The organism is Hydrogenophaga sp. T66, from assembly GCF_057219855.1.
Genome location: NZ_JBXVVX010000001.1, coordinates 1,663,286 through 1,684,804, shown reverse-complemented (window position 1 = coordinate 1,684,804; position 21,519 = coordinate 1,663,286). Strand labels below are relative to the sequence as shown.

The following is a 21,519-nucleotide window of genomic DNA, read 5'->3' as shown; positions in this document are numbered from 1 at the left end:
TGGGCGCCGACGGCCCGTCAGGGCACCAGCCAGCGCAGCCAGAGGCGGTGGCCACCGGCCGTCGGCTGCAGCCACGCGGCCACCACCAGATCGCCGGGGCCGCGCGCGATGCCGCTGGCCGAGGCGCCCGCCGACGCCTCGTTGTCCAGCCGCGTTGCCAGCCCCGGGAGGCTGCCCGGTGCCTGGGTGCTGCTCCACAGCGCGGCGTTGCCGCTTGTACCGCTTTCCCACAGGCTAACCACGTCCCCGGCGTGGGTCATCACGCCCTTGGGCACCAGGCCTGTTCCGGCCGGCTGGTCGTGCAGTGTCCACGGCGGCGTGCCGGGCAAGGCGCCGTTCGCCAGGCGCTGCAGCATCAAGCGTTCGCGTGCGCCGTTGTTCTCGACCCACCACACCGCGGCGGCATTGCCCGCTCCCGCCGCCAAGTCGAGCGCAGTGACGCTGGGCGCTGGCCCCGATCGGGGCACCGATCCCGAGGGCGATACCGTCGGATTCCAGAACAACCCGGGAATGTCCAGGCTCGTTCTGACGCTCATCGAGCTGGGGCTCTCCAGCGCGCGCCAAGCCGTCAGGGCCACGCCGCCGCTCAACGTCACCACCCGCAGCAGGTCGCCTTCCGTGAGCGCCGCTTCCACCGAGCCCGAAATCGGCCCAAGGCTGCCCGGGTTCCAATCAGCTGACCAGAGCAAAAAAGGGCCCAGCGTGCCAAGGTCCGGCTGTGTCCAAACCACGATGCCGTGGCCCCGGCCATCCACCGTTACCACCGGCGGACGCGTCGGCGTGTCCAGCACATCCATGCGTTCCTCCGGCGTCCACGCCCCGCCGGGCGACCAGGTGCTGACCACCACGGGTCGCCCGGCGGGCGAGTCGCGCAGCCAAGTCGCCGTGGTGCGACCGATCGCGTCCATGGCCACGCACGGCGGCCGGTCCGCGCCGATGGCCGCCGGCCCCAACACCTCCGCCGGCAGCCAGCCCACGCCCGGCTCAAACCGCCGCGCCAGCACCCAGTCTCCCCCGGCGGGTTGGGCCTGCCGCCAGACGACCCAGGCCCGGCCGGCCGCATCCATGGCCGTGTCGGGCAGGCGCGGCGCCCCGCTGTCGGGTGTGTCGAGCGCGGTCGAGACAAAGCCCAACGTCGCCGCGGTGCTGTCCAGCCAGGCCGCCATCACGCGCCGCACGCCGGCGGTCTCGGTTTCCCACACCGCCAGGGCCGACCCGCCCCCGCCCCACACCACGCGCAACCCGCTGGCCTGGCCGCTGGCCGACGCCACGGCCAGCGGCGGCGACCAACCCGGCGCGGGGCCGCCCCCGCAGCCTGGCAGGCTCATCAGCAGGGCGGAGGCGCCCAGGCCGCCAACCAGCCGGCGGCGACCCGCATCCGGCGCGGTGGATTTGGGTGGGGCGGGGGGTCTCATGGCGCCACTGTCCCCGTGCTGGCTGCCCGCCGCCATCGCACCAAACGCCCAGCCCGGGCAGCCTCAGGCCCCCGGGCGAGCGGCTACCATCGCCGCTTCACCCGACGACACCGCCATGAAGATTCCTTTCGCCGACCGCCTCAACCACGTCGAAACCTCCGCCATCCGCGAGCTGTTCAAGCTGCTGGGCAAGCCCGGCATCATCAGTTTTGCCGGCGGCTTCCCGGACAGCGCGCTGTTTGACGTGGAGGGCATCCGCGCGGCCAGCGACGCCGCGCTGACGCAGGAGCCCGGTGCCGCGCTGCAGTACGGCGCCACCGAAGGCTACGGCCCGCTGCGCGAGCAGATCGCGGCCTTCATGGCGACCAAGGGCGCCCGCGGCGTGGCAGCAGCCGACCTGATCGTCACCACGGGCAGCCAGCAGGCGCTGGACCTGCTGGGCAAGACGCTGGTCTCGCCCGGGGACAAGGTGATCGTGGAAGGGCCCACGTTTCTGGCCACGATCCAGTGCTTCCGCCTCTATGGCGCAGACCTCGTCACGGTGCCGGTGGACGGGCAGGGGGCGCAGACCGACGCGCTGGAGCGGCTCATTGAGCAGCACCGCCCCAAGTTCGTTTACCTGATCCCCACCTTCGGCAACCCCAGCGGCGCCCTGATGAGCCTGGAGCGCCGCCGCGCCGTGCTGGCCATGGCGGTGAAACACCAGACCCTGATCGTGGAGGACGATCCCTACGGCGACCTGTACTTCGGCGAGGCCCCGCCGCCCAGCCTGCTGGCGCTGGCCGACGAGGTGCCGGGTGCGCGCGAGCTGGTGGTGCACTGCGGGTCGCTGAGCAAGGTGCTCAGTCCCGGCCTGCGCGTGGGCTGGATGGTGGCGCCCGCAGAGCTGCTCGCCAAGGCGACGATGTGCAAGCAGTTCAGCGACGCCCACACCAGCACCTTCGCCCAGGCCACGGCCGCCCACTACCTGCAGGCGGGCCGCATGCCGGCCACGCTGGACCGCGTGCGCCGGGTCTACGCCGAGCGCGCGGCGGCCATGGGCGCGGCCCTGCGGCGCGAGCTGGGCGACGCCATCGACTTTGTGCCGCCGGCCGGCGGCTTGTTTGTCTGGGCGCGCCTCACCGGCGCGGGCGGGCGCGCGGCCGACGGCGCCGCGCTGGCCAAGGCCGCCATCGAGCAGGGCGTGGCCTTTGTGCCGGGCGCGCCGTTCTTCGCGCGTGACCCGGACCCGGCCACGCTGCGCCTGAGTTTCGCCACCGCGCCGCTGGCCCAGATCGAGGAAGGCGTGGCCCGGCTGGCCCGCGCGCTGTGAACAGCATCGACGTCGAGGGCCTGCGCGTGCAGATCGATGGCCAGGGCCCGACCCTGGTCATGCTGCATGGCTGGCCGGATTCGCCGGCCCTGTGGGACAGCGCCGTGGCCGCCTTGTCGGACCGTTGGCGCTGCGTGCGTTTTCCGCTGCCGGGCTACGACCGTGCTCAAGGCCCGCGGCCGGTCAGCGTGGCGGAGATGACCCGGCTGATCGCCGCCGTGGTCGACACGGTCAGCCCCGATGCGCCGGTCACGCTGGTGCTGCACGACTGGGGCTGCCTGTTTGGCTATGAATACGCCGCGCGCCATCCCCAGCGCGTGTTGCGGATCGTGGGCGTGGACATCGGCGACGCCGGTTCGCGCGCCCACGTCGCCGGTCTGACGGCGGTGCAGAAGCTGCAGATCGCGGGCTATCAGCTGTGGCTGGCGGTCGCCTGGCGGCTGGGTGCGCGCTGGCCGCGGCTGGCCGACCGCATGACCCGTTGGATGGCCCGTCAGGTGGGCTGCCGCAACGCGCCGGACGCGATCGGCTGGCCCATGAACTACCCCTACGCCATGGGCTGGTTCGGGGACTTTGGGGGCCTGCGCGGGCTGGCCCGGTCCGAGGCCACGCTGGGCATCACCTGGCCGCTTTTGTACGTGTACGGCCGGCGCAAACCGTTCGCCTTCCACTCCGCGACTTGGCTTGACGCGCTGGCCGCCCGACCGGGCTGCGCCGTTCACGGCCTGGACACCGGGCACTGGGTCATGCGCCAGCAGCCCGCGGCGTTCAACGCGCTGGTGCGCGACTGGCTGATCGAGCGCGAGCGCGACGCGCCGGGCGCCTGAGCCGGGTCAATCCGCCGCGACGCCCAGCGCCGCGGCCACGTGCCAGGCCGCCCACGCGTCGTTGGCGGCGTAAAGCAACTGCGATTCGTTCAGCGTGGCGGCGGCCCAGTTGGAGGTTGCGGTCTTTTTCGACTTCGCAAATCGCTGCCCGAACAGCACCGCCACCGCCGCCTTCACGCCCATGTCCTTGCGGTAACCCTGGGCGCGGAAGAGGGCGTTGAGCTCGACCACGCCCTGCGGCTCCACGCCCAGCCGGGCGCGCACGCGCAGCGTGTCGTCGCGCAGCCCGAAGCCGGCCTTGCGGTGAGGCCCGGCGGCGAGCAGGTCGGCCACCCGCTCACTGCAGCCCGGGTCTTGCAGCTGAAACACCCAGGCCCGCTCGCGCGTGGCCAGCTGCACGATGTGCGGCCCGTCGGACACCTCGTCGCGCCGGAAGGTGGGCTTGGATTCGGTATCAAAGCCCCAGAGGGGTGCATCGCGCAGCGCCGCCACCGCCTCGACCGCGTCGCCCGCGCTGCGCACCAGCGTGACCCGGTCCCGCCCGAGCCGCGGAAACGGGGGCAGGGCGTCGATGGCGTCCTTGTCGGGCACGGGGCGGGGCGGCGGTGTCATGGGCGTCAGCATACCGGCAGGGGAATGACCCGTCCGGCACAATCCCGCGATGGCCACCCCGCTGCTGCAAGAAGTCAAGCCCGACACCCCACCCGAGGGCGAATTCGTCCGCTTCCCGGACTCGCCGTTCGAGCTGTTCCTGCCCTATCCGCCGGCCGGCGACCAGCCGGAAGCGATCGCCCGGCTGGTCGAAGGCATCTCAGACGGTGAATCCTTCCAAACGCTGCTCGGCGTGACCGGCTCGGGCAAGACGTTCACCATGGCCAACGTGATCGCGCGCTGCGGTCGCCCGGCGATCGTGTTCGCGCCCAACAAAACGCTCGCCGCGCAGCTGTACAGCGAGTTCCGCGAGTTTTTCCCGAAGAACGCGGTCGAGTACTTCGTCAGCTACTACGACTACTACCAGCCTGAGGCCTACGTGCCGCAGCGCGACTTATTCATCGAAAAGGACAGCGCGATCAACGAGCACATCGAGCAGATGCGGCTGTCGTGCACCAAGAGCATCCTGGAGCGGCGCGACGTGGTCATCGTGGCCACGGTGTCGGCGATCTACGGCATCGGCAAGCCCGAGAGCTACCACCAGATGGTGATGACGCTGCGCGTGGGCGACAAGGTCGGCCAGCGCGACCTGATCGCCCAGCTCGTGCGCATGCAATACACGCGCAACGAACAGGACTTCTCGCGCGGCAAGTTTCGCGTGCGTGGCGACACCATCGACGTGTTCCCGGCCGAGCATTCCGAGATGGCGATCCGCATCGAGCTGTTTGACGATGAGATCGAAAGCCTGCAGCTGTTTGACCCGCTCACCGGGCGCGTCCGCCAGAAGATTCCGCGCTTCACCGTGTTTCCCAGCAGCCACTACGTGACGCCCCGCGAGCAGGTGCTCAGCGCCGTGGAAGGCATCAAGCTTGAACTCGACCAGCGCCTGAAGGAGCTGGTCGGCATGGGCAAGCTGGTGGAGGCGCAGCGGCTGGAGCAGCGGACGCGCTTTGACCTGGAAATGCTCAGCGAAGTCGGCCACTGCAAGGGCATCGAAAACTACTCGCGCCACCTCTCCGGCGCGCGTCCCGGCGAACCGCCGTCCACACTGACCGACTACCTGCCGCGCGACGCGCTGATGTTCCTCGACGAAAGCCACGTGCTGATCGGCCAGTTCGGCGGCATGTACAACGGCGACCGCGCGCGCAAGACCACGCTGGTGGAGTACGGCTTTCGCCTGCCCAGCGCGCTGGACAACCGCCCGCTGAAGTTCGAGGAATTCGAGCAGCGGATGCGGCAGGTCGTGTTCGTCTCGGCCACGCCGGCCGAGTACGAGAAGACCCACGCCGGGCAGGTTGTGGAGCAGCTCGTGCGTCCCACCGGGCTGGTCGACCCGGAAATCGAGGTGCGTCCGGCCACGCACCAGGTGGACGATGTGCTGCAGGAGATTCGCCTGCGCGTGGAAAAAAACGAGCGCGTGCTGATCACCACCCTGACCAAGCGCATGGCCGAACAGCTCACCGACTACCTCACCGAGAACGGTGTGAAGGTGCGATACCTGCACAGCGACGTCGACACCGTGGAGCGCGTCGAGATCCTGCGCGACCTGCGGCTGGGAGCCTTTGATGTGCTGGTGGGCATCAACCTGTTGCGCGAAGGGCTGGACATTCCCGAGGTGTCGCTGGTGGCGATCCTCGATGCCGACAAGGAAGGCTTCCTGCGCTCCGAGCGCAGCCTGATCCAGACCATTGGCCGCGCCGCGCGCAACCTCAACGGCCGAGCCATCCTGTACGCCGACCAGATGACCGACTCGATGAAGGCCGCCATCGGCGAAACCGAGCGCCGGCGGGCCCGCCAGATCGAGCACAACGCGGCCCACGGCATCCAGCCGCGCGGCCTGAACAAGCGGGTCAAGGACCTGATCGACGGCGTCTACAGCGAAAAGGCGGGGCGCGAGGCCGAGCGCCTGGCCGCCGAGAGCGCCCAGCAGGCGGCCGCCGAGGCCTTGAGCGAGCGGGACCTGGGCAAAGAAATCAAGCGGCTGGAAAAGCTGATGCTGGAGCACGCCCGCAACCTGGAGTTCGAAAAGGCGGCGCAGGTGCGCGACCAGCTCGGCCGTCTCAAGGCCCGGGTGCTTGGCGCGCCGGGCGTGGACAACGTCGCCTGAGCTGCTCCAGGGGGTATTTCTTCGTTTTGTCCTAGACAAACAGCCAAGTTCGGCTACAATGCCGATCAATTCAGTAGGCTTTTGCGATAAACTCGACGAAAACAGTCGGGAAAGACCCCAACGAAGCCTTCGAATTGACGACCTCAGCGGTCGGGGCGGGTGGAGAACGGGGTCGGCGGAGCGGGTGCTCCGGCGACCAACCCACGATGGTCCAGCCACACAGACGAAGGAGCGAGCAACATGCGCCTCACCACGAAAGGCCGCTTCGCGGTCACCGCCATGATCGATCTGGCCCTGCGCCAGAACAATGGTCCCGTCACGCTGGCCGCCATCAGCCAGCGCCAGCAGATTTCCCTGTCCTACCTGGAGCAGCTGTTCGGCAAGCTCCGCCGCCACGAACTGGTGGAATCGACCCGCGGCCCCGGCGGCGGCTACACGCTGGGCCGCAAGGCCAGCGACATCACGGTGGCTGACATCATCGTGTCGGTCGATGAGCCGATCGACGCCACCCAGTGTGGTGGCAAGGAAAACTGCCTGGGCGAAGGCCAGCGTTGCATGACCCACGAGCTGTGGGCTGCCCTCAACGCCAAGATGGTGGATTTCCTCGACTCCGTCACCCTGCAGTCGCTCGTGGACGAGCAGCTGGCCAAGGGCGTGGTGGTGGAAAACGCGCCGATGATCAAGCGCGCGATTTCCAGCGCGCCGGTGGTCAAGCCGATCCGCGTCAACGCACCGAACTCCGTGTTTGCCCTGGGAGGCGCCGCGTTCTCGAAGTGAGTTGCTCGCCGCGCGGCGGCGACACCGCCGACCGCGCCGTTCAGCCCGACGTCAGCCACCGCGCCGACCCTCGCCCCCTTTCCGACCATTGCCCGCCATGAGCAGCACGCCCCACTTCCCGATTTACATGGACTACAGCGCGACCAACCCGTGCGACCCGCGCGTGGTGGACGCCATGATTCCCTGGTTGCGCGAGCACTTCGGCAACCCGGCTTCGCGCAGCCACGCCTGGGGCTGGGAAGCCGAGAAGGCCGTTGAGACGGCGCGCGAGCAGGTGGCGGCCCTGATCAACGCCGACCCGCGCGAGATCGTCTGGACCAGCGGTGCCACCGAGTCCAACAACCTGGCGCTCAAGGGCGCGGCCCATTTCTACCAAAGCCGTGGCAAGCACCTGATCACGGTCAAGACCGAGCACAAGGCCGTTCTCGACACGATGCGCGAACTCGAGCGCCAGGGCTTTGAGGTCACGTACCTGGACGTCCAGGCCGACGGGCTGGTCAACCTGGACGCTTTCAAGGCCGCGCTGCGGCCAGACACCATCCTGGCCTCGGTCATGTTCGTGAACAACGAGATCGGCGTCATTCAGGACATCGCGGCCCTGGGGGCAATCTGCCGTGAGAAGGGCGTGATCTTCCACGTCGATGCCGCCCAGGCCACCGGCCGGGTGGACATCGACCTGCAGACCCTGCCGGTCGACCTGATGAGCCTGACCAGCCACAAGACCTATGGCCCGAAAGGCATCGGCGCGCTGTACGTGCGCCGCAAGCCGCGGGTGCGGATCGAGGCGCAAATGCACGGCGGTGGTCACGAGCGCGGCATGCGCTCTGGCACGCTGCCCACCCACCAGTGCGTGGGCATGGGCGAGGCGTACCGCATTGCCAAGGCCGAAATGCACGAAGAGAACCAGCGCATCCGCGCGCTGCACGACCGCCTGCTCAACGGCCTGAAGGACATCGAGGAGGTGTTCATCAACGGCCATGAGACGCGCCGCGTGCCGCACAACCTCAACATGAGCTTCAACTACGTTGAGGGGGAGTCCCTGATCATGGGCATCAAGGGCATCGCGGTGTCGTCCGGCTCTGCCTGCACGTCGGCCAGCCTGGAGCCGAGCTACGTGCTGCGCGCCCTGGGCCGCAGCGACGAATTGGCCCACAGCAGCCTGCGCATGACCATCGGCCGCTGGACGACCGAGCAGGAAATCGATTACGCCATCGCCACGATCAAGGAGAACGTGGCCAAGCTGCGCGAACTCTCGCCCTTGTGGGAGATGTTCAAGGACGGTATCGACCTGTCCACCATCCAGTGGGCGGCGCATTGAGATAGGGAAGCTCCCCGCGCCGCTGCGCGTTACCCGTTCAAGGGGTGACGCCAGTGGCTCGGCAAAGCCGGTGCCGCGGCCACTCTGGATGCGGTATCGGTCAGCGCAACGCGTCAGGAAAGGAAATCACCATGGCTTACTCTGAAAAAGTTGTTGACCACTACGAAAACCCCCGCAACGTCGGCTCCTTCGACAAGGGCGACGATACGGTCGGGACCGGCATGGTGGGTGCGCCGGCCTGCGGCGACGTGATGAAGCTGCAGATCAAGGTCAACCCGCAGACCGGCGTAATTGAGGATGCGCGCTTCAAGACCTACGGTTGCGGCTCGGCCATCGCGTCGAGCTCCCTCGTGACCGAATGGGTCAAGGGCAAGACGCTCGACGAGGCCGCCGCGCTGAAGAACAGCCAGATCGCGGAAGAGCTCGCCCTGCCGCCCGTGAAGATCCACTGCTCCATCCTCGCCGAAGACGCCATCAAGGCCGCGGTCGACGATTACCGCAAGAAGCACGCGAACTGAGGTTGTCCCCCGCCATGGCCGTCACCATTTCCGAAGCCGCCGCCCGCCACGTCACCCGCTACATCGCCAAGCGCGGGAAGGGCGTGGGTGTGCGTCTGGGCGTCAAGACCACGGGTTGCTCCGGTCTGGCCTACAAGCTGGAATACGCCGACGAGGTGGCGCCGGAAGACGTGGTCTTCGAGCAAAACGGGGTGAAGGTGCTGGTCGATCCCAAGAGCCTGGCCTACATCGACGGGACACAGCTCGACTTCGTGCGCGAGGGGCTCAACGAAGGCTTCAAGTTTCACAACCCCAACGAACGCGACCGCTGCGGCTGTGGCGAGAGCTTCAGGATCTAGACCCACCCCCGCCGCGCTTCGCGCGCTCCCCTCCGAGGGGGCGCCGCCAGCGGTCCGCCATCGCCGGGCCCGCGGCGGCTCTTCACGGCGCTCACCCTCGCCGCCCCCTTGATGAACCTGCAATCCAGCGACTTTGCGATCTTTGGCCTGCCCGAGCGGTTCGCGCTGGAGCGCGCGGATCTCGACGAGCGTTGGAAGGCCCTGCAGGCGCAGGCCCACCCCGACCGCTTCGCCAGCGCCGACCCTGCCACACAGCGTCAGTCCATGCAGTGGTCGGTGCGCATCAACGAGGCCTACCAGCGCCTGAAGGACCCGGTCCGCCGGGCGGCGTACCTGTGCGAGCTGCACGGCGTGCCGATCGCGGCGGACAGCAACACCGCCATGCCGGCCGACTTTCTGATGCAGCAGATGGCGTGGCGCGAAGCGCTGGAGGAGGCCGGCGATGCGGCTGCGGTTGAAGACCTCGCCGACGAGGTGGCCGCCGCGCGCCGCGAGCGCCTGCAGGCGCTCGCCGAGACCGCCGACACCGCACAGGATTTCTCCGCGCTGGCCCAGCAGGTCAGAGCCCTCATGTTTGTTGAGCGCTTTGCGCGCGACGTCGAGAACCGTCTGGATCAACTGGGACAATAAGCCCACGAATTCGCGGTTTGCACCGACACCCCGACCCCACACCATGGCGCTATTGCAGATCTCCGAGCCCGGCCAGTCGCTTGACCCGCACCAGCGGCGGGTGGCGGTGGGCATTGACCTCGGCACGACCCACTCCCTCGTCGCGGCGGTGCGCCACGGCCTGGCCGAGTGTTTGCCCGACGACGCCGGGCGCGTCATCTTGCCCAGTGTGGTGCGCTACCTGGACCCGGCGGCCGGCGGCAGCGGCCGTCAGATCGGCTGGGATGCCCTGGCCTCGCAGGTGGACGACCCGGCGAACACGATCAGTTCGGTCAAGCGATTGATGGGCCGGCGGCGCGATCAGGTGGTTGATGTCGATCGGCTGGCTTACCGCGTGGTCGACGATCAGGGCATGGCGCAGGTGGAGACCGTGGCGGGCCGCAAAACACCGATGGAGGTGAGCGCGGAGATCCTGGCCACGCTGCGTTTCCGTGCGGAAGACACGTTTGCCGATGACCTGCACGGCGCGGTCATTACCGTGCCTGCCTATTTCGACGACGCGCAGCGCCAGGCCACCAAGGACGCGGCGCAGCTCGCTGGCATTCCGGTGCTGCGCCTGATCAACGAACCCACGGCCGCGGCCATCGCCTACGGGCTGGACAACGGATCGGAGGGCGTCTACGCCATCTACGACCTCGGCGGCGGCACCTTTGACATCTCCATCCTGCGCCTGACCCGGGGCGTGTTTGAGGTGATGGCCACCGGCGGAGACTCGGCGCTGGGGGGTGACGACTACGACCAGGCGCTGGCCGCCTGGGTGCTGGCCCAGCAGGGCCTGCCCCTGCCCGCCGACGCGGCGCAGCGCGCGGCCTTGCACCGCGAAGCGCGGCGTGTGAAGGAGGCGTTGTCCAGCGCTCACGCGGTCACGTTCGTGGCCCGTGTGGGCGATCGCGACGTCGCCCAAGCCGTGTCGGTGGCCGACTTCGAAACCTGCACCGCCGCACTCACCGCGCGCACCATGGCCGCTGTCCGCAAGGTGCTGCGCGACGCGGGTGTATCGCGCGACGAGGTGCAGGGTGTGGTGATGGTGGGGGGCTCCACCCGCATGCCGGTGATCCGCCGCACGGTCGGTGAATTCTTCGGCCGCGAGCCGCTCACCAACCTCAACCCCGACGAGGTGGTGGCGCTCGGCGCGGCCATCCAGGCTAACGCCCTGGCCGGCAACAGCCGCGACGGTGAGTTGCTGCTGCTCGACGTGATCCCGCTCTCGCTGGGCATTGAGACCATGGGCGGGCTGGTTGAGCGCATCGTGCCGCGCAACACCGCCATTCCCACCGCGATGGCACAGGACTTCACCACCTACCAGGACGGCCAGACGGCGCTGTCCCTGCACGTGGTCCAGGGCGAGCGGGACCTCGTGGCCGACTGCCGCAGCCTCGCCCGCTTCACGCTGCGCGGCATCCCGCCCATGGCCGCCGGCGCCGCCCGCATCCGGGTGACGTTCACCATCGACGCCGACGGCCTGCTGGCCGTGTCGGCCCGCGAGCAAACCTCGGGCGTGGAAGCCCGCATCGATGTCAAACCCGCTTACGGCCTGTCGGACGAGCAGATCGCCGCCATGCTGCAGGACGGTTTCGCCACCGCACAACAGGACATGCAGGCCCGGGCGCTGGTGGAAGCCCGCGTGGACGCCGACCGGATGCTCGTGGCCACCCAGTCGGCCCTGGCCGCCGACAGCGATCTCCTTTCGCCTGCCGAGCGCGCCACCATCGACAGCCTGATGGACGCGCTGCGCGCCGCCATGCCCCTCGAAGACGCCGCCACCATCGAAGCCGCTACGCAAGCGCTGGCCAAGGGCACCGAAGCCTTTGCCGCCCAGCGCATGAACCGCGGCATCCAGCAAGCCCTGGCCGGCAAGAAACTCGAAGAAGTCTGACCCATGCCCACCATCAAGATCCTGCCCCACGCCGAATACGCCCCGCAGGGCAAGACCATCAGCGCGCCCGCCGGCACCTCCATCTGCGAAGCCCTGCTCGACCATGGCGTGGCCATCGAACACGCCTGCGACATGAGCTGCGCGTGCACGACCTGTCACGTCATTGTTCGCGAGGGCTTCACCAGCCTCAACGAGCTGGAAGAAACCGAAGAAGACCTGCTGGACCGCGCCTGGGGCCTGGAGCCGAACTCCCGCCTGTCTTGCCAGGCGATCCTCGCGCAGCAGGACGTCACGATCGAGATCCCCAAGTACACGATCAACCACGCAAAAGAAAATCACTGACACCGCGGCCGCGCCGCTGACGCAGGAGAACCCGTGCGACAGATCGTTCTGGACACCGAGACCACCGGCCTGTCGGCCGACGCGGGCGACCGCATCATCGAAATCGGCTGCGTCGAGCTGCTCAACCGCAAGCTCACCGGCCGCAACCTGCACCACTACATCAACCCTGAGCGCGACAGCCACGAGGACGCGCTCAAGGTGCACGGCATCAGCAACGAATTCCTGCGCGACAAGCCCAAGTTCGCGGCCATCGCCGACGAGTTGGTCGATTACCTGCGCGATGCCGAGCTCATCATCCACAACGCACCGTTCGACATCGGCTTCCTCAACAAGGAATTCGAGCGCCTCGGGCTGCCGCCGGTGACCACGGTGGTGGCCGGCGTGCTCGACACCCTGGTGATGGCCAAGTCGATGTTCCCCGGCAAGCGCAACGGCCTCGATGCCCTGTGTGATCGCCTTGGCGTGGACAACTCCGGTCGCACGCTGCACGGCGCGTTGCTCGACGCCGAACTGCTGGCCGACGTATACATCAACATGACGCGCGGTCAGGACGCGCTGCTCATCGACGCGGTCGATGCCGTGTCCGACGACGGCGTGACCGAGGTCATCGATCTGCGCAGCCTGGAGCTGCCCGTGTTGCAGGCCAACGACCAGGAAGCCGCCGCCCACGACGCCGTGTTGGCTGACCTCGACAAGGCAAGCAAGGGCAAGACGGTCTGGCGGTCGCTCACCGCCGCCTGAACTTTTTTGGGCCGTCGATCGATGGCGGAAAAATAGACGCTATAATGCGAGGCTTCCGACGACGCGGCGACCTGCGTCGATCGGGCGGTTAGCTCAGTGGTAGAGCACTGCCTTCACACGGCAGGGGTCGCAGGTTCGAACCCTGCACCGCCCACCAACGGTTTCCATGCCCAAAGCCCCTGAACGAATGCTCAGGGGCTTTTGCGTTGGGATCGATGGTTGAGGTGCGCGTGCCCGTGCGAGCGCACGGGAGGCGCTGGTGGATGCGACGGCAAATGCGACGGGTATGCGCGCAGCAAGAGATGCGTTGTCCTAGCGCCGGGACAGGCTGTTCGGTCCGACGGGCGTCAGTAGATGACGCGGCCGTCTCCGAGGATGTGAGATCCGCCAGTTAGGCCTTTGTTGAGCACGCGCTCGGTCCACACGGTGGGCAGCTCTTCGTCCCAACCGTTGATCCAGTCACCGTGCATGGAGTAACCCCCCTGTCCCCCGCGGTAGTTGTCTGAAGACAGGCGCCAGGTGGCCGTGTTCCGCCCGGCGGGAATGTCCACGTGCACGATGTAGCTCAACTCCGGCAGAGCAACCGGGTGTGAGGCCGGACAACCCCGGGGCGGGTTGGCATAAGCCATGTGGCTTTTGTGGTCGGGCGATGAGAGATTTTTCCCATCCCAGCACTGCGGGAAGATGAGGTGCATCTCAAGGGGTACCGCGCAGTTCGGGGGAATACCCCAATCCCGCTTGGATCCGCAGCGGAACTCGGCGGGACCCCAGCGGACGGGCGCTCGTGCTGTCATGTCACCGGCGATCATGCGAAGTCCCGCCGGCGCCGGGCGGACGGCGGACGCCGCGACGCCGCGGTAGCCGGTCTTGTAATAGACATCGACGCGGTCCATGTCGATGACCGCCCCGTCCTTCGTGTCGATGATGGCCGGCACCCAGTAGCTGGATCGGTTGACGATGCCGCCACGACAGGTGCTGTTGCCGGTGGATCGCAGCGATTCCGGCGTGCTGGCCGCGTCGCTGATCGTGTTGCCGAAGTACATGTGCAGGTGGGCACGACCGGGCTGGTTCGGGAAGATCAGGCTGTCATCGCGGTTGAAGTGGGAGCGCGTGCACACGGTACGGAAGGCGCCCACACCGTCACCGGCGGGCGTCGGCATCTCTCCGGTTCGGCTGACCCGAACGCCGGCGTGGCCGGGTACGGGGGGCGGTATCGTCGACGGATCGTAGGACGGCATGTCGCCCGGGTGCTTTCCGCCATGGTGGGCGTCGGGGCGAGGCGCCGACGCAGCGGTGGCCGTGGTGGGCGTGGACCCCGGATCGCTCCACTCTATGCGGGCAGATTTCTGGCCCACGCAGCGATAGTCCCCGGATGCCCGGCGCGCCGCTGCATCGGCGCGTGCCGCCGTCCAGCAGGCCTCTTCCGTTGGGTGTCGCGAACCCAGCGCGCTGCCGTCGCGGGTCAACTCCCATCCGGCTCGGTCGGGCTCGGCTTTGAGGGTGACGGCAGCCAGCGCGGGGATGGCCAGCACGGCGAACAGCGGGGCAAATCGTTTCATCGTCGGTGTCCGTTGCCCGGACGGGCGGCATGAGGGTGGGGCCAATGACGGGTGCGCATGCCCCAACAGGGGGGAGGCCAGCGCAATGATAGGTTCCCCACGCACCCCCTTCAAGCCTCAGCCCGTGGTGTGCTGGGCCATCAGCGACCACGCACCGCCCGCTCAGCCCATCACTTCCAGCAGCCGATCCAGCCCGCCGCTCTCGATCGACACCATCGCCTGCTCCCGTACGGCCGGTTTGGCGTGGTAAGCCACCGACAGGCCGGCCACGCCCATCATGGGCAGGTCGTTGGCGCCGTCGCCCATGGCGATGCACTCGTGCGGTTCGGCGCCCAGCAGCGAGGCGACTTCCAGCAGCGTGCGCCGCTTCTCGGCGCCGTCGCAGATGTCGCCCCAGGGTTGGTCGACCATCCGGCCGGTGAGCTGGCCGCCGTTGGGGCCGGCGTCTACCGCCAGCACGTTGGCGCGCACGAAGTCGATGCCCAGCGTGTCGCGCACGCGGTGGGCAAAGAAGGTGAAGCCGCCCGAGACGAGCAGCACCTTCAGGCCGGCCGCTTTGCAAGCCCGGATCAGTTCGGCCGCGCCGGGATTGATCTTCAGTCGTTCGGCGTAGACGCGCTCCATGTCGGCCACGGTGACGCCCTGAAGCAGGGCGACGCGGCGGCGCAGGCTGTCCTTGTAGTCGGCGATTTCGCCGCGCATGGCGGCTTCGGTGATGGCCGCGACCTCCGCTTTGCGGCCCACCGCGTCGGCGATCTCGTCCACGCACTCGATGCTGATGAGCGTGGAGTCCATGTCGAAGGCGATCAGCTTGAAGTCGCTCAACGTCAGCGGCGGCGTGACGCCGCGCAGGGTCAGGCCGGGTGCGATCGAGGTGGCGGGCAGGGCGGTGGTGGTCATGCGGTTTCGGTGGGTTTGACGGGTTGGCCCAGGGCGCGGAGCACGTCGCGCACGAGCTGCACGCGGTCCTTGACCTCGGGCAGCGCGCGCTCGATGCGCAGCTTTTCGTTGCCGGCGAGCTTGATGTGGCGGTTTTTCTGGATGAGTTCGATGATGCGCAGGGGCTCAACCGGCGGATTGGGTCGAAAGGTGATGTTCACCACGCCCGGCGCTGCGTCGACCTTCACCACGCCGTAGGGCGCGCTGAGCACGCGCAGCCGGTGCACGTCGATGAGCGTCTGCGCTGGCGCGGGCAATTTGCCGAAGCGGTCGACGATTTCCTCCATCAGCGCGTCGACCTGGTCGGACGTTTTGGCGGTGGCCAGCTTCTTGTAGAAGCTCAGGCGAAGGTGCACATCGCCGCAGTAGTCGTTGGGCAGCAGGGCGGGCGCGTGCAGGTTGATGTCGGTCGTCACGGAGAGCGGCGCGAGCAGGTCCGGCTCGCGGCCCGCCTTGAGCGACTTCACCGCTTCGCTGAGCATCTCGTTGTAGAGCTGGAAACCGACCTCCAGCATGTTGCCGCTCTGGTTTTCGCCGAGCACCTCGCCAGCGCCCCGGATTTCCAGGTCGTGCATGGCGAGATAGAAACCGCTGCCCAACTCCTCCATCTGCTGGATGGCATCGAGCCGCTGCGCGGCCTGCTTGGTCAGACCGTCCATGTCAGGCACGAGGAGGTAGGCATAGGCCTGGTGGTGGCTGCGGCCCACGCGGCCGCGCAGCTGGTGCAGCTGGGCGAGACCGAACTTGTCGGCGCGGCTGATGACGATGGTGTTGGCCGTGGGCACATCGATGCCGGTCTCGATGATGGTGGAGCACAGCAGCAGGTTGAAGCGCTGCGCCACGAAGTCGCGCATCACGCGCTCGAGGTCGCGCTCGGGCATCTGGCCGTGGGCCACGGCGATGCGCGCCTCCGGCAAGATTTCTTCGAGCTTTTGCTTGCGGTTCTCGATCGTCTCGACCTCGTTGTGCAGGAAGTAGACCTGCCCGCCGCGCTTGAGCTCGCGCAGCACCGCCTCGCGGATCACGCCGGTGCCTTCGTTGCGCACAAACGTCTTGATCGCCAGCCGGCGCTGTGGCGCGGTGGCGATGACGCTGAGGTCGCGCAGGCCCTCCAGCGCCATGCCGAGCGTTCGAGGAATCGGCGTGGCGGTGAGGGTGAGCACGTCCACCTCGGCGCGCAGCGCCTTCATCGCCTCCTTGTGGCGCACGCCGAAGCGGTGTTCCTCGTCGATGATCAGCAGGCCGAGGTTCTTGAACTGCGTCTTCTCAGACAGCAGCTTGTGCGTGCCGACCACGATGTCCACGCTGCCGTCGGCGATGCCTTTCATCGCTGCCGTGATTTCCTTCTGGGAACGGAAGCGGCTCATCTCGGCGATCTTGACCGGCCACTTGCCGAAGCGGTCGACCAGCGTCTGGTAGTGCTGTTCGGCCAGCAGCGTGGTCGGTGCCAGAAAGGCTACCTGCTTGCCGCCGGTGACGGCCACGAAGGCCGCGCGCAGCGCCACCTCGGTCTTGCCGAAGCCCACGTCGCCGCAGACCAGCCGGTCCATCGGGCGCGGGCTGATCATGTCCTGGATGACGGCATGGATCGCAGCGCGCTGGTCGGCGGTCTCCTCGAAGCCGAAGTCGTTGGCGAAGGTCTCGTAATCCTGTGGGGAATAGCGGAACGGATGACCCTGTCGCGCGGCCCGGCGGGCGTAGATGTTCAGCAGCTCGGCCGCGGCGTCGCGCACCTGCTCGGCGGCCTTGCGCTTGGCCCGTTCCCACTGGCCGCTGCCGAGCTTGTGCAGCGGCGCCTCGTCGGCGCTCACGCCGGTGTAGCGACCAATCAGTTGCAGCTGGCTCACCGGCACATAGAGCACGGCCTTGTCGGCGTACTCCAGGTGCAGGAATTCCTGCAGCGCGGGCGTGCCGTCGGCGTTCTTCTCGCCCATGTCGAGGTTGACCAGCCCGCGATAGCGGCCAATGCCGTGCTGCGCGTGGACCACCGGATCGCCGACGTTGAGCTCCGACAGGTCCTTGATCAGCGCGTCCACGTCGCTGACCTGCTCCTGTTTTTTGCGGCGTCGCGCGCTCGGGCCCGCGGCGAACAGTTCGGTCTCGGTGACGAAATCGATGCCGCCGTCCAGCCACGAGAAGCCGCGCGCCAGCGCGGCCGTGGCGATGGCGGTTTTCTCGGCGCTGCCCTGGAACTCGGCCAGCGAGTCCACCGCGGGCGGGTTCAGCCCGCTGGCGCGCAGAAAGTCGAGCAGGCTTTCGCGCCGGCCATCGCTTTCCGCCAGCAGGAGCACGCGCTGCCCCGTGCCCGCGATGTGGCGCTGCAGCCGCGCCAGCGGATCGTCGGCGCCGCGCACCACGCCCAGATCGGGCAGCGGTTGCAGGCCAGGGTCTGCCGCCCCGGCGCCGGCCTCCGGCGGGCGCACGACCAGTTGGCCGTGGCTCTTGGCCAGGCTGTAGAACTGCTCAGCCGACAGGAACAGCGCCTCCGGCGGCAGGATCGGGCGCTCCGGGTCGCCGTGCAGCAGGCGGTGCCGCTCGCGCGTGTCCTGCCAGAAGCGCTGGAACGCGGCTTCCAGGTCGCCGTGCAGCACGACCAGCGCCTGCGCGCCGAGGTAGTCGAACACGGTGGCCGTGTCGTCGAAGAACAGGGGCAGGTAGTACTCGATGCCGGCGGTGGCCACGCCGTTGCCCATGTCCTTGTAGATGCGGCTCTTGGTCGGGTCGCCGTCGAGCAGCTCGCGCCAGCGGCTGCGAAACCGCGCCCGCGCCGCATCGTCCATGGGGAATTCGCGCCCGGGCAGCAGCCGCACCGCCGGCACCGGGTAGAGGCTGCGCTGGCTGTCGGGGTCGAAGGTGCGGATCGAGTCGATCTCGTCGTCGAACAGGTCCACCCGGTAGGGCACCGGACTGCCCATGGGGAACAGGTCGATCAGCCCGCCGCGCACCGCGTACTCACCCGGACTCACCACCTGGGTGACGTGGTGGTAACCGGCCAGGGTGAGCTGACCCTTGAGCCGCGCCTCGTCGAGCTTCTGCTTGACCTTGAATTCAAAGGTGTAGCCCGCCAGGAAGGACGGCGGCGCCAGCCGGTACAGCGCGGTCGTGGCCGGCACCAGCACCACGTCGGCACCGCCGTCGTGCTCGCGTTGGAGCAGCCGCCACAGCGTGGCCAGCCGCTCGCTGATGAGGTCCTGATGGGGGGAAAACGTGTCGTAGGGCAGGGTTTCCCAGTCGGGAAACAGGGTGACGCGCAGGTCGGGCGCGAAGAAGGCGATCTCGTCGATCAGGCGCTGCGCGTCGGTGGCGTCGGCGGTGACGATGGCGGTCGCGCGTCCGCTGGCGCGTTCGCGGCTGGCCAGTTGGGCCAGGACGAGGGCGTCGGCCGAGCCGCCTGGGTGGGGCACCACGTGGCGCTTGCCGGCAGGAAGGGGAGGGAGGTCCATGCGGGGTGGAAATGACGAACACCCCCGGCCAGGGCGGGCGGGGGTGTGGCCGGATTTTAGAATGGCCGCCTCCCATGAACGCTCCCGCCGCCCCGATGCCCCTGCGCTGTCATGCGCTCCTGCCCTGCGCCGGCACCGGGTCGCGCGCCGGTACCGCCCGTCCCAAGCAATACGAACCGATCGCCGGCCAGCCGCTGGTGTGGCACACGCTGGCGGCGCTGGGGGCGGTGTCGCGCCTGAGCACGCGCCTGGTGGTGGTGGCGCCGGCGGATGACTTCTGGCGTGAGCCGCCGCCCGGCGTGTGTGTCGCGCCCGTGGGCGGGGCGACGCGGGCCCACAGCGTGTTCAACGGCTTGCAGGCTTTGCGCGATCTGGGCGCCAGCCACGACGACTGGGTCCTGGTGCACGACGCCGCGCGTTGCCTGATCACGCCGTCGGACGTGGACGCGCTCATTGACGCCTGCCTGGACGATCCGGTGGGCGGCCTGCTCGCGCTGCCCCTGCCCGACACGCTCAAGGCCGAGCACGCCGGCCGCGTGGGGGCCACGCTGCCGCGCGACGACAAGTGGCTCGCCCAGACGCCCCAGATGTTCCGCCTGGGCCTGCTGCAGGCGGCGCTGGCGCCTCACGTCGCCAGCGGCTTTGCCGGCATCACCGACGAAGCCAGCGCCGTGGAGCGCGCCGGCCACGCGCCGCGGCTGGTGCGCGGCAGCGCGCGCAACTTCAAGGTCACCTACCCCGACGATTTCGCACTGGCCGAGGCCGTGCTCCGGAGCCGCCCATGAACACCATCCGCATCGGCGAAGGCTGGGACGTGCACGCCCTCGTGCCCGGGCGCCCGCTCATCATCGGCGGCGTGACCGTCCCGCACCACCTCGGCCTGCTTGGCCACAGCGACGCCGACGTGCTGCTGCACGCCATCACCGACGCGCTGCTCGGCGCCGCGGCCCTGGGCGACATCGGACGGCACTTCCCCGACACCGACGAACGCTTCCGCGGCGCCGATTCGGGCGCGCTGCTGGCGGAGGCCGTGCGCCGCGTGTGCGAGGCCGGTTATGCGGTCGGCAACATCGACAGCACCGTCATCGCGCAAGCGCCCAAGCTCGCGCCCCACATCCCGGCCATGGTGGCGCGCATTGCCGCCTTGCTGGGCGTGGCGCCGGGGCAGGTGAACGTGAAGGCCAAGACCGCGGAGAAGCTCGGGCCGGTGGGGCAGGGCCTCTCGATCGAGGCCCGGGCGGTGGCGCTGCTCGTGCGGGGCTGATCGCGAGCCGCGCGGCTCAGCCCGGCGCGCGCACGAGCTTGATGTGGGCGGCGAGGCCGCCGGTGCTGCTGTTGGCCAGCGCAAAGCGCCCGCCCATGCGCAGGATCGCGCGGTCCACGATGGCCAGGCCCAGGCCGGTGCCGGTGGCGTCGGACCGCGACGCATCACCGCGGTAGAACGGCTGGGTCAGCTGCGGCAGTTGCTCCGGCGGCACGCCGCGGCCGTGGTCGCGCAGCTTCACCAGCACCGCGTCGTCCTTGGCCTTGGCGGCAATGTCGATGCGCAGCAGACCTGTGTCGGGGTCGCGCCCATAGCGCTGGGCGTTTTCCAGCAGATTGGAAAACACACGCTGCAACTCCACCGCATCGCCCATCACGCGCAGGTCGGGCGGGATGTTCAGGTGCACGTGTTCGCGCCCGTTGTCGCCCAGCGCAAACACCGCGGCCTCGATCACCTGGTTGAGGCTCACCTCGCTCGGCTTGAGGTGGTCCGGCCGTGCGTAGTCGAGGAACTTGTCGATGATGGCATTGACCTGCTCGATGTCGGCCGCCATGTGCTCGCGGGCCTGCGGGTCGGCCACGCTCATCTCGGTTTCCAGCCGCAGCCGCGCCAGCGGCGTGCGCAGGTCGTGGGAGATGCCGGCGAGCATCAGCGCGCGGTCCTGTTCGATCTTGGACAGCCGCTGTGCCATGCGGTTGAAGCCGATGTTGACCTCGCGGATTTCGCTGGTGGCCACGGCCTCGCTGAGCTGGCTGGCGTTGAAGTCGCCCTCGCGCACGCGGCTGGCCGCAAACGACAGCATCTTCAGTGGCCGGTTGATCAGCCGCGCGATCAGCGCCGCGCCTGCCAGCGACAGCAGCGCGGCGGTGACCAGCCAGATCAGCCACGTCGTGCCCGCCACCGGCCCCACGCGCGACGGGTCGGTCAGCAGCCAATAGGGGTCACCGTCGATGCTGAAACCAATCCACAGACCCGGGGTGCCATTGACTTCGCGCGCCACCACGGTGTCTGGTCCGAGCCGTGCGACCAGCCGCTGGGAGATGTTGCGGCTCAGCGCGTCCGCGTCGTAGGGTTTGTGGGTGTCGGTGGGTTCCCGCGGGGCAATGCGCAGGTCCTCTTCCGCCGCCAGCGTCTTGACCAGCGATACCCGGGCGATGGCATCGGAGTGCACCAGCGCCGCGCGGCTGAGGTTGACCAGCGAGGCCAGCTGCTGCGCGCCCTGCAGCGCCCGCGGCTCGTATTCGAGCGCGCGAAACGTCTGCAGCCAGGCCATGATGCAGCCGATCAGCAGCAGCGTCAGGAAAAAGAAGGTGCGCCAGAACAGGCTCACCCCCCGTGCCGGCCGCACCTCCAGCGGGGCCGGGGCCGTTTCCAGCGGCGCGGGGCGGCTCTCGAAAGGCTGGCGCGAATCGATCGGCATGGG

General features: G+C 68.7%; 19 protein-coding genes and 1 tRNA gene. 14 read left to right on the top strand and 6 right to left on the bottom strand.

Features of this window, described 5'->3' with window-relative positions; all coding sequences use genetic code 11:
• Nucleotides 1–17: 17 nt before the first annotated feature.
• Nucleotides 18–1,415, bottom strand: coding sequence for a hypothetical protein (locus AC2D80_RS07745; protein WP_484632391.1), 1,398 nt, complete (start codon nt 1,413–1,415; stop codon nt 18–20).
• A 121-nt stretch (nt 1,416–1,536) separates the two neighbouring features.
• On the opposite strand from AC2D80_RS07745, the gene AC2D80_RS07740 reads away from it, so the two are divergent.
• Nucleotides 1,537–2,727: an aminotransferase-like domain-containing protein gene (locus AC2D80_RS07740; protein ID WP_484632661.1), complete on the top strand. Its 1,191-nt coding sequence runs from the start codon at nt 1,537–1,539 to the stop codon at nt 2,725–2,727.
• Complete coding sequence (locus AC2D80_RS07735) at nt 2,724–3,554, top strand: alpha/beta fold hydrolase (protein ID WP_484632390.1); 831 nt, start codon at nt 2,724–2,726, stop codon at nt 3,552–3,554. Before AC2D80_RS07740 ends, AC2D80_RS07735 begins: the two co-directional genes overlap by 4 nt.
• 6 nt (nt 3,555–3,560) lie before the next feature.
• On the opposite strand, the gene AC2D80_RS07730 is transcribed toward AC2D80_RS07735, so the two are convergent.
• A complete protein-coding gene (locus AC2D80_RS07730; protein ID WP_484632389.1) occupies nt 3,561–4,166 on the bottom strand; it encodes a 3'-5' exonuclease in 606 nt (201 codons plus the stop codon).
• A 49-nt stretch (nt 4,167–4,215) separates the two neighbouring features.
• Here AC2D80_RS07730 and uvrB point away from each other — a divergent pair, with 49 nt between their 5' ends.
• From uvrB to AC2D80_RS07680, 10 genes are all read left to right on the top strand, one after another.
• Nucleotides 4,216–6,312 (top strand): excinuclease ABC subunit UvrB, encoded by a 2,097-nt coding sequence (uvrB, locus tag AC2D80_RS07725; protein WP_484632388.1) that lies wholly within the window; start codon nt 4,216–4,218, stop codon nt 6,310–6,312.
• A gap of 240 nt (nt 6,313–6,552) precedes the next feature.
• Nucleotides 6,553–7,089: a Fe-S cluster assembly transcriptional regulator IscR gene (gene iscR / locus AC2D80_RS07720; protein ID WP_484632387.1), complete on the top strand. Its 537-nt coding sequence runs from the start codon at nt 6,553–6,555 to the stop codon at nt 7,087–7,089.
• 97 nt (nt 7,090–7,186) lie between these two features.
• Nucleotides 7,187–8,407, top strand: coding sequence for an IscS subfamily cysteine desulfurase (locus AC2D80_RS07715; protein ID WP_484632386.1), 1,221 nt, complete (start codon nt 7,187–7,189; stop codon nt 8,405–8,407).
• Nucleotides 8,408–8,538: 131 nt separating this feature from the next.
• Nucleotides 8,539–8,925 carry a Fe-S cluster assembly scaffold IscU gene (gene iscU, locus AC2D80_RS07710; RefSeq protein WP_484632385.1) on the top strand — a complete coding sequence of 129 codons (387 nt, stop codon included), beginning with the start codon at nt 8,539–8,541 and terminating at the stop codon, nt 8,923–8,925.
• 14 nt (nt 8,926–8,939) lie between these two features.
• A complete protein-coding gene (gene iscA / locus AC2D80_RS07705) occupies nt 8,940–9,263 on the top strand; it encodes an iron-sulfur cluster assembly protein IscA (protein ID WP_484632384.1) in 324 nt (107 codons plus the stop codon).
• Nucleotides 9,264–9,374: 111 nt separating this feature from the next.
• The gene (hscB, locus tag AC2D80_RS07700; protein WP_484632383.1) at nt 9,375–9,893 is read left to right on the top strand and encodes a Fe-S protein assembly co-chaperone HscB; all 519 of its coding nucleotides are present in this window, start codon (nt 9,375–9,377) and stop codon (nt 9,891–9,893) included.
• Nucleotides 9,894–9,936: 43 nt separating this feature from the next.
• Nucleotides 9,937–11,808: a Fe-S protein assembly chaperone HscA gene (hscA, locus tag AC2D80_RS07695; protein ID WP_484632382.1), complete on the top strand. Its 1,872-nt coding sequence runs from the start codon at nt 9,937–9,939 to the stop codon at nt 11,806–11,808.
• 3 nt (nt 11,809–11,811) lie between these two features.
• A complete protein-coding gene (fdx, locus tag AC2D80_RS07690; RefSeq protein ID WP_484632381.1) occupies nt 11,812–12,150 on the top strand; it encodes an ISC system 2Fe-2S type ferredoxin in 339 nt (112 codons plus the stop codon).
• A gap of 33 nt (nt 12,151–12,183) precedes the next feature.
• The gene (dnaQ, locus tag AC2D80_RS07685; RefSeq protein ID WP_484632380.1) at nt 12,184–12,891 is read left to right on the top strand and encodes a DNA polymerase III subunit epsilon; all 708 of its coding nucleotides are present in this window, start codon (nt 12,184–12,186) and stop codon (nt 12,889–12,891) included.
• Nucleotides 12,892–12,973: 82 nt separating this feature from the next.
• Nucleotides 12,974–13,048, top strand: a tRNA-Val gene (locus AC2D80_RS07680).
• Nucleotides 13,049–13,238: 190 nt separating this feature from the next.
• Here the strand turns inward: AC2D80_RS07680 and AC2D80_RS07675 are convergent.
• The 3 genes from AC2D80_RS07675 to mfd form a co-directional block, all read right to left on the bottom strand.
• Complete coding sequence (locus AC2D80_RS07675) at nt 13,239–14,450, bottom strand: DUF1996 domain-containing protein (RefSeq protein ID WP_484632379.1); 1,212 nt, start codon at nt 14,448–14,450, stop codon at nt 13,239–13,241.
• A gap of 162 nt (nt 14,451–14,612) precedes the next feature.
• Complete coding sequence (serB, locus tag AC2D80_RS07670; RefSeq protein ID WP_484632378.1) at nt 14,613–15,350, bottom strand: phosphoserine phosphatase SerB; 738 nt, start codon at nt 15,348–15,350, stop codon at nt 14,613–14,615.
• Entirely contained in the window at nt 15,347–18,832 is a 3,486-nt protein-coding gene (mfd, locus tag AC2D80_RS07665) for a transcription-repair coupling factor (RefSeq protein WP_484632377.1), read from the bottom strand. The genes serB and mfd overlap by 4 nt, the downstream gene beginning before the upstream one ends.
• A gap of 74 nt (nt 18,833–18,906) precedes the next feature.
• Between mfd and ispD the strand changes: the two genes are divergently transcribed.
• Both ispD and ispF read left to right on the top strand, forming a co-directional pair.
• The gene (gene ispD / locus AC2D80_RS07660; RefSeq protein WP_484632376.1) at nt 18,907–19,617 is read left to right on the top strand and encodes a 2-C-methyl-D-erythritol 4-phosphate cytidylyltransferase; all 711 of its coding nucleotides are present in this window, start codon (nt 18,907–18,909) and stop codon (nt 19,615–19,617) included.
• On the top strand, nt 19,614–20,096 hold the full coding sequence (gene ispF, locus AC2D80_RS07655) for a 2-C-methyl-D-erythritol 2,4-cyclodiphosphate synthase (RefSeq protein WP_484632375.1): 483 nt from the start codon (nt 19,614–19,616) through the stop codon (nt 20,094–20,096). The genes ispD and ispF overlap by 4 nt, the downstream gene beginning before the upstream one ends.
• Nucleotides 20,097–20,112: 16 nt before the next feature.
• Here ispF and AC2D80_RS07650 read toward each other — a convergent pair whose 3' ends face one another.
• On the bottom strand, nt 20,113–21,516 hold the full coding sequence (locus AC2D80_RS07650; protein WP_484632374.1) for a sensor histidine kinase: 1,404 nt from the start codon (nt 21,514–21,516) through the stop codon (nt 20,113–20,115).
• Nucleotides 21,517–21,519: the final 3 nt, after the last annotated feature.